Origin of the sequence: Enterobacter cloacae complex sp. XAL002 (assembly GCF_049236805.1) — a bacterium.
Classification (GTDB): Bacteria; Pseudomonadota; Gammaproteobacteria; order Enterobacterales; family Enterobacteriaceae; genus Enterobacter; species Enterobacter intestinihominis.
The window spans coordinates 1-12,786 of sequence record NZ_JBMKJN010000034.1 but is presented as its reverse complement, the minus strand read 5'-3'; the positions used below and the strand labels follow the sequence as shown (position 1 = coordinate 12,786).

General features: G+C 57.8%; 14 protein-coding genes. 11 read left to right on the top strand and 3 right to left on the bottom strand.

The genetic code is table 11. The features are described 5' to 3' along the window. Window position 1 precedes the first annotated feature (1 nt). The 5 genes from ACOT0L_RS22025 to acpT are packed head-to-tail and all read left to right on the top strand — an operon-like array spanning window position 2 to window position 4,188. Entirely contained in the window at window positions 2-1,168 is a 1,167-nt protein-coding gene (locus ACOT0L_RS22025) for a beta-ketoacyl-[acyl-carrier-protein] synthase family protein (RefSeq protein ID WP_045308784.1), read from the top strand. Continuing rightward, window positions 1,168-1,641, top strand: a complete 474-nt coding sequence (locus ACOT0L_RS22020) for a 3-hydroxy-fatty acyl-ACP dehydratase (RefSeq protein WP_045308798.1) — start codon at window positions 1,168-1,170, stop codon at window positions 1,639-1,641. The genes ACOT0L_RS22025 and ACOT0L_RS22020 overlap by 1 nt, the downstream gene beginning before the upstream one ends. Continuing rightward, complete coding sequence (locus ACOT0L_RS22015; protein WP_126504269.1) at window positions 1,635-2,366, top strand: 3-ketoacyl-ACP reductase FabG2; 732 nt, start codon at window positions 1,635-1,637, stop codon at window positions 2,364-2,366. The genes ACOT0L_RS22020 and ACOT0L_RS22015 overlap by 7 nt, the downstream gene beginning before the upstream one ends. Next, complete coding sequence (locus ACOT0L_RS22010) at window positions 2,363-3,592, top strand: beta-ketoacyl-ACP synthase (RefSeq protein WP_023298820.1); 1,230 nt, start codon at window positions 2,363-2,365, stop codon at window positions 3,590-3,592. Before ACOT0L_RS22015 ends, ACOT0L_RS22010 begins: the two co-directional genes overlap by 4 nt. A 2-nt stretch (window positions 3,593-3,594) precedes the next feature. Continuing rightward, window positions 3,595-4,188: a 4'-phosphopantetheinyl transferase AcpT gene (acpT, locus tag ACOT0L_RS22005; RefSeq protein ID WP_022649693.1), complete on the top strand. Its 594-nt coding sequence runs from the start codon at window positions 3,595-3,597 to the stop codon at window positions 4,186-4,188. 59 nt (window positions 4,189-4,247) lie between these two features. On the opposite strand, the gene ACOT0L_RS22000 is transcribed toward acpT, so the two are convergent. Further along, the gene (locus ACOT0L_RS22000) at window positions 4,248-4,754 is read right to left on the bottom strand and encodes a phenolic acid decarboxylase (RefSeq protein ID WP_022649694.1); all 507 of its coding nucleotides are present in this window, start codon (window positions 4,752-4,754) and stop codon (window positions 4,248-4,250) included. Window positions 4,755-4,853: 99 nt separating this feature from the next. Between ACOT0L_RS22000 and ACOT0L_RS21995 the strand changes: the two genes are divergently transcribed. From ACOT0L_RS21995 to ACOT0L_RS21985, 3 genes are all read left to right on the top strand, one after another. Continuing rightward, complete coding sequence (locus tag ACOT0L_RS21995; RefSeq protein ID WP_023298821.1) at window positions 4,854-5,735, top strand: LysR family transcriptional regulator; 882 nt, start codon at window positions 4,854-4,856, stop codon at window positions 5,733-5,735. Between the two features lie 32 nt (window positions 5,736-5,767). After that, on the top strand, window positions 5,768-6,562 hold the full coding sequence (locus ACOT0L_RS21990) for an SDR family NAD(P)-dependent oxidoreductase (protein WP_022649696.1): 795 nt from the start codon (window positions 5,768-5,770) through the stop codon (window positions 6,560-6,562). 106 nt (window positions 6,563-6,668) lie between these two features. Continuing rightward, window positions 6,669-7,331, top strand: coding sequence for an HAD family hydrolase (locus ACOT0L_RS21985; protein WP_126504271.1), 663 nt, complete (start codon window positions 6,669-6,671; stop codon window positions 7,329-7,331). An 83-nt stretch (window positions 7,332-7,414) separates the two neighbouring features. Here ACOT0L_RS21985 and ACOT0L_RS21980 read toward each other — a convergent pair whose 3' ends face one another. Further along, window positions 7,415-8,440, bottom strand: a complete 1,026-nt coding sequence (locus ACOT0L_RS21980; protein WP_421637273.1) for a TerC/Alx family metal homeostasis membrane protein — start codon at window positions 8,438-8,440, stop codon at window positions 7,415-7,417. A 327-nt stretch (window positions 8,441-8,767) separates the two neighbouring features. On the opposite strand from ACOT0L_RS21980, the gene ACOT0L_RS21975 reads away from it, so the two are divergent. Then, the gene (locus ACOT0L_RS21975) at window positions 8,768-10,102 is read left to right on the top strand and encodes an MFS transporter (RefSeq protein ID WP_045308786.1); all 1,335 of its coding nucleotides are present in this window, start codon (window positions 8,768-8,770) and stop codon (window positions 10,100-10,102) included. A 36-nt stretch (window positions 10,103-10,138) separates the two neighbouring features. Here the strand turns inward: ACOT0L_RS21975 and ACOT0L_RS21970 are convergent, their stop codons facing one another. Further along, window positions 10,139-10,876 (bottom strand): IclR family transcriptional regulator, encoded by a 738-nt coding sequence (locus tag ACOT0L_RS21970; RefSeq protein WP_032674096.1) that lies wholly within the window; start codon window positions 10,874-10,876, stop codon window positions 10,139-10,141. Between the two features lie 169 nt (window positions 10,877-11,045). Here ACOT0L_RS21970 and ACOT0L_RS21965 point away from each other — a divergent pair, with 169 nt between their 5' ends. Next, window positions 11,046-11,738 (top strand): RraA family protein, encoded by a 693-nt coding sequence (locus ACOT0L_RS21965; protein WP_022649701.1) that lies wholly within the window; start codon window positions 11,046-11,048, stop codon window positions 11,736-11,738. Then, on the top strand, window positions 11,738-12,682 hold the full coding sequence (locus ACOT0L_RS21960; RefSeq protein ID WP_063201287.1) for a hydroxyacid dehydrogenase: 945 nt from the start codon (window positions 11,738-11,740) through the stop codon (window positions 12,680-12,682). Before ACOT0L_RS21965 ends, ACOT0L_RS21960 begins: the two co-directional genes overlap by 1 nt. The last annotated feature ends 104 nt before the right edge of the window (window positions 12,683-12,786 follow it).

The window sequence follows — 12,786 nt, the reverse complement described above, 5'->3', positions numbered from 1 at the left end:
GATGATTTACCTTTCTGCCGTTGGCATGGTCAACGCGCTCGGCAACTCGGCTGATGAAATAGCGGCAAACCTGAACGCTGGCGTGGCCCCCGGGATGCGCCAGCGTGCGGGCTGGCTACAGGGCTTACCCGAGGCCGTGCTGGGCGGGGTGGAGGGTGATCTTCCCCCTGTTCCCGGGTCTTTTTCTGCGCATCGAAGTCGCAACAACCAGCTGCTGCTGGCGGCGCTGGCGCAAATCCGGCCCGCCGTCGATGCGGCCATTGCGCGCGTGGGGCGCGACCGCGTGGCGGTGGTGCTGGGCACCAGCACCTCCGGACTGGACGAGGGTGATGAGTACGTGCGCCGCGCGCAGAACGGCGAGCGCAGTCCGCAGTGGCAATATCCGCAGCAGGAGCTGGGCGATCCGTCGCGCTTTCTCGCCAGCTCGCTTGCGCTGGACGGCCCGGCGTATACCATCTCGACCGCCTGCTCCTCCAGCGCACGGGCGATCATCAGCGGCCGTCGCCTGATCGACGCCGGTCTGGTGGACGTCGCCATCGTCGGCGGGGCCGACAGCCTGAGCCGAATGCCGGTCAACGGCTTCAACAGCCTGGAATCCTTCTCCCCCACCCTGTGCGAACCGTTTGGCCGCAACCGTCGGGGGATCACCATTGGCGAAGCGGCAGCATTGATGGTACTGACCCGCGAGCCGGGCGAGATTGCGCTCCTGGGCGCGGGGGAATCCAGCGATGCGTACCATATTTCCGCCCCACATCCGCAGGGCGAAGGGGCGATCCGCGCCATCACCCAGGCGCTGAACGAGGCGGGCATGACGGCGGCGGACGTCGGTTATATCAACCTGCACGGCACCGCCACGCCGCTGAACGATCGCATTGAGGCGCAGGTGATCCACGATCTCTTTGGCGACCGCGTGCCGTGCAGCTCCACGAAACATCTTACCGGCCACACGCTGGGCGCCGCGGGGATCACCGAGGCCGCCCTGAGCTGGTTGATCCTGACCCGAGACCTGCCGCTGCCGCCGCAGGATTTTTCCCGCTACGCGCCGGACGACACCCTGCCCGCCTTCGGCCTACTGCACCAGAGCGCACCGCTGAATAAACCAGTGATCCTGTCAAACTCTTTCGCGTTTGGCGGCAACAACGCCAGCCTTCTGCTGGGGAGAGTATGATGCGCTACTTACCACCCGGGGATTATCTTCCTCACGACACGCCGATGATGCTGCTTGAGAGCGTGGAAAGCGTCACCGATGACCGCGCCGTTTGCAGCGTGACGGTGAACGAACGGGGCGTTCTGGCGCCGTTTCTGGACGCAGGCGGCAACCTGCCCGGCTGGTTTGCGCTGGAGCTGATGGCTCAGACCGTGGGCGTCTGGTCTGAATGGCACCGGATGCAAAAAGGGCTGCCGCACTGTGCGCTGGGTATGGTGCTGGGCGCGCGCGAGCTGGTGTGCGACGCAGGGCATTTTGCCGCAGGCTGCACGCTGACCATCACCATCGAACGTCTGATGCAGGATGAGCGCTTTGGCAGCTTCGAGTGCACCATTCATGCGGATAATATTTCCCTCGCCACGGGCCGCGTAAACACCTTCCAGCCGAGCGAGGAAGAATTAACCACACTTTTTAACCAGGGAACACCATCATGAGATCCGTACTGGTCACCGGCGCCAGCAAAGGCATTGGCCGCGCTATCGCCCTTCAGCTTGCGGCGGACGGTTTCACCGTCGGCGTGCATTACCATCGTGATGAAGCGGGCGCGCAGGAGACGCTGGAAGCGATTGTCCAGGCAGGCGGCGCGGGCCGTTTACTCACCTTTGACGTGGGCAACCGCGAGCAGTGCCGTACGGTGCTGGAACAGGCGATCACTGACCACGGCGCGTGGTATGGCGTGGTCAGTAACGCCGGTATTACCCGCGACGGCGCATTTCCGGCGCTCAGCGACGATGACTGGGACAGCGTGATCCACACCAATCTCGACAGTTTTTATAACGTCATTCATCCCTGCATTATGCCGATGATCGGCACCCGCAAGGGCGGGCGGATCATCACCCTGTCGTCGGTGTCAGGCATTATGGGCAACCGTGGGCAGGTGAACTACAGCGCGGCGAAAGCCGGGATCATCGGCGCCACCAAAGCGCTCGCCACCGAGCTGGCAAAACGCAAAATCACCGTCAACTGCATCGCGCCGGGGCTGATTGATACCGGTATGATCGAGATGGATGAAGCCGCGCTGAACGCGGCGATGTCGATGATCCCGATGCAGCGTATGGGCCAGGCCGAGGAAGTGGCCGGGCTGGCGAGCTACCTGATGTCGGATAAAGCAGGCTATGTGACGCGACAGGTGATATCGATCAACGGAGGCATGCTATGACCCGCCGGGTAGTGATTACGGGCATGGGCGGCATCACCGCATTCGGCGAGGACTGGCCGACCATCTCGCGCCGTCTGCGCGAGTATGAAAATGCGGTGCGTACCATGACGGAGTGGCAGGCGTATGACGGCCTGCAAACCCTGCTCGCCGCGCCGATTGAAGATTTCACCCTCCCCGCTCACTATACCCGTAAGCGCATTCGCGCCATGGGCCGCGTGTCGCTGCTCTCAACCCGCGCCACCGAGCTGGCGCTGGAGCAGGCGGGCCTGATCGACGACGCGGTACTGACCAACGGTCAGACCGGCATCGCCTACGGCTCGTCGACGGGCAGCACCGGACCGGTCAGCGAGTTTGCCTCCATGCTCACCGAAAAGCACACCCACAACATCACCGGCACCACCTACGTGCAGATGATGCCGCACACCACGGCGGTGAATACCGGACTGTTCTTTGGCCTGCGCGGACGGGTGATCCCCACCTCAAGCGCCTGTACCTCTGGCAGCCAGGCGATTGGCTACGCCTGGGAAGCGATTCGTCACGGCTACCAGACCGTGATGGTGGCAGGCGGCGCGGAAGAGCTGTGCCCGTCGGAAGCGGCGGTTTTCGATACCCTGTTTGCCACCAGCCAGCGTAACGACGCGCCCAAAACCACGCCGTCGCCGTTTGACGTTCAGCGCGATGGCCTGGTGATTGGCGAAGGGGCGGGCACGCTGGTGCTGGAAGCGCTGGATCACGCCAGAGCACGCGGGGCGACAATCTATGGCGAGATCGTGGGCTTTGCCACCAACTGCGATGCGGCGCACATCACCCAGCCCCAGCGTGAAACCATGCAGGTGTGTATGGAGCAGTCGCTGGCGATGGCGGGTCTTAGCCCGCAGGACATTGGCTACATTTCTGCCCACGGCACGGCAACCGATCGCGGGGATATCGCCGAGAGTCAGGCGACCGCCGCTATTTTCGGCGACAGCGTGCCCATCTCATCCTTAAAGAGCTATTTCGGCCATACCCTGGGTGCCTGCGGCGCGCTGGAAGCCTTGCTGAGTCTGCATATGATGCGGGAGGGCTGGTTCACGCCGACGCTCAATTTAAGACAACCGGATGAGCAATGCGGCGCTTTAGATTATATTATGGGGGAAACCCGCCCGATTGATTGCGAATTTATTCAGAGCAATAACTTTGCCTTTGGCGGCATTAATACCTCGATAATCATTAAACGCTGGGCGTAACTATGTACCAGTTTGTACTGGGAAAGATCTCCACCCTTAGCGCGGACCCCCTGGCGTCAACGCTCGCAGATATGGCACCTCAGGGTGCGCGATACGCTTCCTGGCTTGCAGGCCGGACGCTGCTCGCCAGAACTTTATCCCCCTCACCGCTTCCCGAGATAATCTACGGCGAGCAGGGAAAACCGGCCTTCGCTAACGGCCATCCGCTGTGGTTTAACCTGAGCCACAGCGGGGACGACATTGCCATGCTGATAAGCGATGAAGGCGAGGTTGGCTGCGATATCGAAGTGATCCGCCCGCGGGAGAACTGGCAGGCGCTGGCGAATGCCGTTTTCAGCCTCACCGAGCATGACGAGCTGGAGCGTGAAGCACCGGAAGAGCAGCTTTCCGCATTCTGGCGCATCTGGACGCGCAAAGAGGCGATCGTCAAACAGCGTGGCGGCAGCGCGTGGCAGATTGTCAGCATTGACAGCACCGCCCAGTCGCTCCCGGTCAGCCAGCTGCGCTTCGGCTCGCTGAGTCTGGCGGTCTGTACCCCTACGCCTTTCACCTTAACGGCGGAATCGGTGACTTACTCCGGTATTTCTGCGGCATAAAAAACGGCCATTCCGGTTAAAACCGAAATGGCCGTTGTGCATTTAACGCGTTGCTAAGCTTATTTTAAATTATCTGGAAAGTTTTTTGGCAACTCGCTGGCAGCACACGCAATAACGCTATCGTCATTCGCACCGCAGTCGCGTACAAAAGTAATCGTCGCAAATTCATCAATCACTTCGGTTGGATACGCTGGCCCGGCATCACGGTAGCTGTTCATCAGCGGAATGTGATCGTTCTGGAAGCAGACGGTTTTTTCCGGATTATTCATGACCCAGCGTGGGAAGAAGATGGTGCCGTGGAACAGGCGGTCGCCCAGGTTCACAATCAGGCTCACGTCGGTACCGGTTGGCTCCGTCCAGGAAATTTTATAGATGCTTTCCCCGACGCGAACAATGTAGGCCTGCTGATCTTTCACCCAACGATTGCCCACCAGACCACTGTGAATACGGTAGTCGAGCGTGTTCTCGTTTTTAACGTAAATTTCGTAGTTCCAGCCATTGTCGTAGGTATATACCAGATGTTTGCCGACGAAGCCGCTTAAATCATGTTTATCGAAGGTGCTCATAAGATGTCTCCTTTGTTTTGATGAGACGATCGTACCCCTTCAAAAAATGAATGAATAACGCTATGTTTGAATCAAATTCATCCGAAATTTAGATTAATCATGCACAAGACGACGCTCGAACAGTGGGCCTTGCTGGAAAGAGTCATCGAGGCTGGCAGCTTCGCTAAGGCGGCGGAAGAGACCCATCGCAGCCAGTCCTCGGTCAGCTATAACCTGTCGCTTTTGCAGGAGCGGCTGGGCGTAGCGCTCCTGATGACAGAGGGACGCCGTGCCGTGCTGACCCCGGCGGGTGAGCTGTTGCTGAATCAGGTTAAACCGCTGCTGAAAGCCTTCGCCTACGTTGAAACGCGCGCTGCAACCCTGCGCAGCGGGATGCGAACCCGTATCGACCTGATGGTAGACAGTATTTTTCCGCGCAGCCGGCTGTTCGCGATTTTGCGCCAGTTTCAGCAGCTGTACCCGCAAACGCAGGTGCGGCTTACCGAGGTGCTGGAAAACAGCCGCGCAGATGCGCTCAATGATGAGGCCGACGTGATGGTCTTAACCCGCCGCCAGGACATTACCGGCCTGGGCGAATGGCTGATGAATATCGATTTTGTTGCCGTCGCGCATCACGCGCACCCGCTGTTTGCGCTGGATACACCGCTTAACGACGAGATGCTTCGACCGTGGCCGCGCATTCAGATCGCAGACAGCCAGCCCACCGTTCGCCCCACCGGGGAGTCGTGGACATTCTCCACCATCGATGCCGCGATCGAAGCAGTGATGTATCAGGTTGGATATGGCTGGTTACCGGAAGAACGCATTCAGACCCCGCTCCAGCAGGGCATCCTCAAAATCCTGCCCCTCAGCCACGGTGTTCGACGCGCCACGCCGCTGCACCTCATCGTTAAACGCTCCCTCAGCCCGCTGGACGAGCAGGTTGAGACGCTGTTGCGCCTTTTTAAACAGGAGCCGTCATCGTCAACTGCTACGCTTTAAGTTTTGAACCATAAAACGACAAGGAGTGAACGATGAAAATCGATTTAACGGGGAAAGTGGCGCTGGTGACCGCGTCCACCGGCGGTATTGGGTTTGCCATCGCCCGCGGACTGGCGGAGAGCGGTGCGGAAGTGATCGTCAACGGGCGCAGCGTCGACTCGGTGAACAAAGGCATTCAGGCGCTCCAGCAGGTGGTGCCAGGCGTACAGGTCCGTGCCGCCATCGCCGACCTGAGCTCGCAGGAGGGCGTTGACGAACTGCTCAGGGTCGCCACGCACGTCGATATTCTGGTGAATAACGCCGGGATCTATGGTCAGCAGGATTTTTATTCCACCGACGACGAGACCTGGGAACGCTACTGGCAAACCAACGTGATGTCCGGCGTGCGCCTCTCCCGTGCCCTGCTGCCCGGTATGGTACAAAAAGGCTGGGGTCGGGTAGTGTTTATCTCGTCAGAATCGGCCTGCAATATTCCTGCGGATATGATCCACTATGGCGTGACAAAAACCGCCCAGCTCTCGCTGGCGCGCGGTCTGGCGAAGTTCGTGGCAGGCAGCGGCGTCACGGTGAACAGCGTGCTGCCGGGCCCGACAATGTCGGACGGTTTTGCCGCGATGATGAAAGACGAGATGGAGAGAACCGGCAAATCGCTGGAGCAGCTGGCGAAAGCGTTCGTGATGGAGAATCGCCCCAGCTCGGTTATTCAGCGCGCCGCAACGGTAGAAGAAGTGGCGAATATGGTGGTGTATGTCTGTTCCATGCAGGCCTCCGCGACTTCCGGCGCGGCGCTGCGCGTTGACGGTGGCGTGGTGGATGACATAGTTTGACCCGTCAGGCCACAGGTTCGAGAAAAAATGAGATCGGATAGAAGGACTGTGAAGGTAAAGCAGGTAAACTAGTGAACAGAATGTGTATTTCAGCTAAGACGTATTTATGACCAATATGATTGCCGACGAAGCCGTGGCGAAGTCCAGCGTGCTCTCTGTCTTTGACTTTGATGGTACGTTGACGCACCACGACAGTTTTATTCCGTTCCTGCGCTTTGCCTTTGGCAAGCGCTACTTTGCGGGTCGCCTGGTGCGCATGGCCCTGCCCACGCTGCACTGCGTGCGTCGCAAGCTGACGCGTGATGAGCTGAAAGAGGTGTTGATCAAAACCTTCCTGACGGGGGTGGATGAGCACTGGTTACGTCAGCAGGCAGAGGCCTTCTGTGAAAAATACTGGAACAAGCTGATGCGCCCGGAAGGGGTCATGGCTATCGCCAACGAAGTTAATTCCGGTGCGGAAGTGACGATTTGCTCCGCCTCCCCGGCGCTGGTATTGCAGCCGTGGGCCGATAAGCTCGGCATTAAGCTGATTGGCACGCAACTGGAAGTGAAAGACGGCAAGCTGACCGGGCGGATCACCGGTAACAACTGCCGCTGCGCGCAGAAAGTGGCGAGGCTGGAAAAGGTGTATGGCGATCTGAACGCATATCACCTGCGCGCCTGGGGCGACACACGTGGCGACCACGAGCTGCTGGCGGCGGCGCAGGATCCGCACTGGCGCCATTTCCATCATCCGCGCAAGCGCCGAAACTCACCGATAATAAAGTAGCCTTTTGCCGGGTGGCGGTTGCACCTTACCCGGCCTACATCCCAATCGTAGGCCCGGTAAGCGAAGCGCCACCGGGCGATACATCAGGCCTCACGTTTCCCCGGGAACATCACGCTCGCAATAATCCCCAGCGCCAGTACCCCCAGCACCACAAACAGGCTTGCCGTGGCACCGATGTTATAGCCGTGATGCCAGAAGTGATCGGTCGCATTCAGCCCCAGCTTGAACGCCACGAAGAACAGCAGTAACACTACCGCTTTCTCAAGATGCACCAGATACTGCTTCAGCGCTTCCAGCACGAAGTAGAGGGTACGCAGGCCGAGGATTGCGAACATCATGGCTCTGTAGATAATCAGCGGCTCGCGGCTGACGGCAATGATCGCGGGACCGGAGTCGAAGGCGAACATCACGTCGGACAGCTCTACCACCGCCACGCAGAGCAGCAGCGGCGTCGCGTAGCGCTTCGCCTTCTTCACGCGACCTACCATCACATCCTTGTTTTCAGGCTTCTCCAGCTCGGCGTCCACCTCTTTTTGGGTCAGGATAAACGCGTGGCTGCTGATTTTTGGCCAGACCGGATAGAAGCGTTTTACCAGGCGGTACGCCAGATGGTTGGAGTAATCCTCGACTTCATCACTCTCTTCATTGCGTTTCAGCATCATCACCGCCGTCCAGCCGACGACCAGCGCAAAAATCACCTCAACGTATGGCCCCAGGCTCAGCAGGCTGGTGCCGATGGCAACAAAAATACCGCGGAACACAATCGCCCCCAGCACGCCCCAGTAGAGCACGCGGTGACGATACTTATCCGGCACGCCGAACCAGGCGAAGATCGCCATCATCACAAACAGGTTGTCGACGGAGAGCACCTCTTCCAGTGCATAGCCGGTGAGGAAAAGACTGGCCATCTCCGCGCCGTGGTGCACGTATAAGAAGCCAGCAAACGCCATCGCCATCATGACCCAGAAGATGGACCACATGGCCGCGCTTTTCAGCGAGATCGGTTTATCGTGACGGTGCATGAAGAGGTCGATAAACATCGCCCCAACGGCCATCACCACAAAGACAACAACGGTTTCCGTCGGGAAACCGAGATGAGCAGCAGACATAGACAACCCTTTTAAGAAGACAAAACACAACACCATGCAGGCTGGCGTAAACCAGAAGTGAGAATGGGGAGCGTGTTATTCACCTATACCCCACAAAACCGCAGCGCTTTGGCTGCGCAAGGTGTGTACTTTACCTCACAACGGGGGGTGGCGCATCTGTCGTTTAGGCTCACGAGGTAAAGCCCGTTAACTGTGAGTCACGTCTTATTTACATCATTTAAACCTTCCATTAACTGGATAAAAAGAAGGCGCCGACGCTATAGTGGTTTTGTTTAATAAAACCGAGTTGTACCTGATAAAACCAAGAACAGACCCTGCGAGGAACACATGACAGAACATATTCGTAATGGCACTGCCGCCACTGAGGACATAGAAAGAGAGACTATGCGCAAGGTGATCTGGCGTATCCTCCCGTTTCTGATAGTCAGTTATCTGGTCTCCATTATCGATCGCGGCAATATCGGCATGGCTTCGCTACAGATGAATGAGGATCTCGGTCTCAGCAAAGCGGCGTTTGGCTTCGCCAGTAGCCTCTATTTCGTGGCGTATTTTCTGTTTGAAGTTCCAAGCAATCTGGCAATGCAGAAAGTTGGCGCACGTCTGTGGATCCCCCGCATTATGATCAGCTGGGGGGTGGTATCCATGTGTATGGCACTGGTACAAAACACGACGTCGCTTTATATCGTGCGTTTTCTGCTGGGTGCCGCGGAGGCGGGCTTCTTCCCCGGCGTCGTACTCTTTCTGACCTGGTGGATCCCTTCCCGCTACCGTGCGCGAATTATCGCGTCCTTTATGGTCGCGATCCCGCTGGCCAATTTTATTGGCTCGCCGCTGTCCGGGTTGATTCTGTCGCTGGATGGATGGCTGGGTCTGCGCGGCTGGCATCTGCTGTTTATCATTGAAGGTTTACCCGCCGTCCTGCTGGGTATTGCCGCCTGGTTTGTTCTTCGCGATCGTCCGCACCAAGCTAACTGGCTTAACGCGGAACAGAAAAAATGGCTGGAAACGACGCTTGAAACCGAGCGTCAACAGCAAAAAAATATCGGACACCAGACGACATGGCAGTTGCTCAGGCATCGTCAAATCTGGCTGCTGGCGCTGATTTACGCAGGCGCGTCATCAGCGGGCACCACCATCAGCGTCTGGTCACCGCAGCTGCTGAAATCGTTCCACCTGGATAATCTGGAGACGGGTCTGTTCAACGCCATTCCTTACGGTCTGGCATCCGTACTGATGATTGTGTGGGGACGCAGTTCGGACCGAACCAACGAACGCCGCTGGCATACCGCTCTGACCCTTTTCATTATTGCCGCAGGCGTATTTGCCGCCTTTGTCAGCGTCTCTCTTTCCGCCACCATTGTTATCCTGAGCATCATGCTGATAGGGGCGTATTCAATGAAGGGGCCTTTCTGGGCGCTGGCGTCAGGCTGGATGAGCAGCACGTCGGCGGCTGCGGGGCTGGCTGCAATTGGCGCCATCGCTAACCTTATCGGCGGTGCGGTGATGGTCAACGCTTACGGTATTATCAACGAACGGACGGGTAGCCACACGCTGGCCATGCTTCCTCTGGCGGCGTTATGCGTCACGGGGGGTATCGCGGTATTGGTGATGGGACGCCAGGCCCGCAATGCTCAGTTGCATGAAAAGCAGGTCACCCATTAGACATAACAAAAGCGGGACGCACGTCCCGCTTTATGCTTAGAGACTCTCTTCCGCAGTATCCTGCGTTTCCCCATAAAACTGCTGGCAAAAAGGCTTACTGGCCCCCATTTTCTGTGACAGGCGGCTGGCGGTGGCATGCATTAGCTGGCTGATCCCCTGTTCACGGCGATCTTCAGTCAGTCTGGAGATGGGCCCGGTCAACGCCAGCGCCGCAATCAGCTTGTCATTGACGCCGAAGACGGGCATTGCGAACGCCGCAGTATGCGGGTCACGGGCGCCTGCGGTATAGAGCGGAACAGCGGGCTCCCCCTCTGGCAGCGCGTCATTAAGGCCCCAGTGGCGAAGCACTTTACTGATGGCAGAATCGTCCAGCGGAAACTGAGTACCCGGCAGATTGCTGTGACGCAACCCGTGCGATGCTTCTGCCCGGAACAGGCACAGACGTTGCCCGCCTTCTAACACATACCAGCTGGCGCTCTCCTGAGAGGCCTGTGATAACGCCTGAAGCTCAGGCTGCACCACCCGGGAAAGATGGAAAGATTGTTCATAAAGTTTGCCAAGGTAAAGCAGACGTGGGCCAAGCGCATAATTGCCGTCATCATGCCTGACGACATAGTTCATTCGCTCAAGCGAATTCATTAACCGGTAAACCGTGGTTTTGTGATAACCCGATAGCTGCGCCAGCGCGGTCAGCGTCAGGCTCTCATCGCCGGGACGGAAGCAATCCAGTAAAGCCAGCGCCTTTTCGACCGCTACAACGCCTTCGTTACCCATCATCATCTCCTTTTCTGCTCGGCAGTGAGTGTACCTCAATTTTTGTGAGTCACTTCGTGTTTACATCACAAACGCCATCGCAGATCTGGCTAATGGGAAAGTAACACCGCTATAGTTGTTTTGCATTGTACACCTGCATTGTACACAGTAAAACAATATGGAGGCATATATGTCCGTTTCTGAAAAATCATTGATTAATCGTCAGGTCGAACGCGTATCGGCTGAACAGGTTCACCAGGCTGCCGAGTATCAGGCCGCCATTCTGGCGGATGTTGCCGGTCGCCGCGGTACACTCCATGGTCGTATCAAACCGCTCGCGCCTCACATGGCCGTTGCGGGCCCGGCAGTTACCGTGGAGGTGCGCCCGGGAGATAATCTGGCCATCCATGCCGCAATGGCCGTAGCACAGCCTGGCGATGTGTTGGTTGTTGACGGGAAAGGCGACCTGACCTGTGCGCTGCTCGGTGAGATTATGGCGACGCAGGCCCAGGCAAGCGGTATTGCGGGCATCATCATTGACGGGGCGGTACGTGATGCCGATACCCTGAGTAAAGGGCACTACCCCGTCTTCGCCGCCGGTCTTAACCCCTGTGGCCCGACAAAATCCATTCCTGGCCGGGTTAATCACCCCATCTCTATCGCTGGTGCAACGGTACGAGCCGGGGATCTGGTGGTCGCGGATATCGACGGCGTGGTGGTGATCCCGCGTGATGAAGTGCAGGCCGTTATCGCCATGGCCAAAGGGAAACTCGAAACAGAGACCCGACGTCTTGCTGCTATTCGTGAGGGCGATTTACGTCCACACTGGCTTAACGACGCGCTGCGTAAGGCAGGCATGTTATCTGACGGGGAGACGCTGTAATGGAAGACAAACGCGTTGTACTGGTCACGGGATGCGACCTGGCGGACCAGGCTGTCAACATGCTGCGAGACTTTGACGTGGTGTATGCCGGTCACCAGCCCACAGAAGATCAGCTGGTTACGCTGTGCGAACGGCACAATCCTGTGGCCATCCTGGTGCGTTACGGCAAAATAACCGCAAGGATCATGGATGCAGCCCCTGCATTACAGGTTATATCGAAACACGGAAGCGGCATTGACGTGATAGACCAGCCAGCGGCAGCGGCGCGTAATATCGCCGTTCGTTCCGCCCCCGGTGCCAATGCGGCAGCGGTTGCAGAACATACCTGGGCATTGATCCTTGCCTGTGCCAAATCCGTGGTCACCCTTGATAAACGCCTGCGCGACGGGCACTGGGATAAAGCCACGCACAAATCTATCGAGCTGGAAGGCATGACGCTGGGGCTTATCGGTCTGGGGGCGATTGGCTCGCGGGTTGCGCTGGTGGGGCAGGCATTCGGCATGCAGATTGTGGCGTATGATCCTTACGCTAAAACGATGCCATCTGGTTGTGAACGGGCAAACACCTTACCCGACCTTTTATCCCGTGCCGATGTTATCTCATTGCATTGTCCGCTCACTGACGACAACAGAGGAATGATCAACGCAGACACGCTCGCGCACTGTAAACGTAACGCGATTCTGGTGAACACAGCGCGCGGCGGGTTAATTAACGATGAAGCCCTGTTACACGCGCTGAAGGATGGAACCTTGCACAGCGCAGCACTCGACAGCTTTAACAGCGAGCCACTGACCGCCCCGAACCTGTGGCAGACCGTCGATAACGTCATCATTTCGCCGCACATTGGCGGCGTCAGCGCAGCGTCATACATCAAGATGGGAACCGTGGCCGCCAGCAATATTCTGGACGTTGTACACCTGGCTGACGTCGCCGTCAGCCCCTGAAATGCAATGATGAATGACCGCGCCCGCTTGTCATTTACCCTCAGCTGTACACAGACATTAAAGTTGTCTCCTTTAACATGAAAAAGACTTTAAAGTTGTCTACT

Bases quoted from the DNA above. Each gene is read 5' to 3' on its own strand.
- ACOT0L_RS21980 (WP_421637273.1), bottom strand. From the start codon at position 8,440: ATGTCTGCTGCTCATCTCGGTTTCCCGACGGAAACCGTTGTTGTCTTT.
- ACOT0L_RS21995 (WP_023298821.1), top strand. From the start codon at position 4,854: ATGCACAAGACGACGCTCGAACAGTGGGCCTTGCTGGAAAGAGTCATC.
- ACOT0L_RS21990 (WP_022649696.1), top strand. From the start codon at position 5,768: ATGAAAATCGATTTAACGGGGAAAGTGGCGCTGGTGACCGCGTCCACC.
- ACOT0L_RS22000 (WP_022649694.1), bottom strand. From the start codon at position 4,754: ATGAGCACCTTCGATAAACATGATTTAAGCGGCTTCGTCGGCAAACAT.
- ACOT0L_RS22025 (WP_045308784.1), top strand. From the start codon at position 2: ATGATTTACCTTTCTGCCGTTGGCATGGTCAACGCGCTCGGCAACTCG.
- ACOT0L_RS21965 (WP_022649701.1), top strand. From the start codon at position 11,046: ATGTCCGTTTCTGAAAAATCATTGATTAATCGTCAGGTCGAACGCGTA.
- ACOT0L_RS21975 (WP_045308786.1), top strand. From the start codon at position 8,768: ATGACAGAACATATTCGTAATGGCACTGCCGCCACTGAGGACATAGAA.
- ACOT0L_RS22020 (WP_045308798.1), top strand. From the start codon at position 1,168: ATGCGCTACTTACCACCCGGGGATTATCTTCCTCACGACACGCCGATG.
- ACOT0L_RS21985 (WP_126504271.1), top strand. From the start codon at position 6,669: ATGACCAATATGATTGCCGACGAAGCCGTGGCGAAGTCCAGCGTGCTC.
- ACOT0L_RS21970 (WP_032674096.1), bottom strand. From the start codon at position 10,876: ATGGGTAACGAAGGCGTTGTAGCGGTCGAAAAGGCGCTGGCTTTACTG.
- acpT (WP_022649693.1), top strand. From the start codon at position 3,595: ATGTACCAGTTTGTACTGGGAAAGATCTCCACCCTTAGCGCGGACCCC.
- ACOT0L_RS21960 (WP_063201287.1), top strand. From the start codon at position 11,738: ATGGAAGACAAACGCGTTGTACTGGTCACGGGATGCGACCTGGCGGAC.
- ACOT0L_RS22010 (WP_023298820.1), top strand. From the start codon at position 2,363: ATGACCCGCCGGGTAGTGATTACGGGCATGGGCGGCATCACCGCATTC.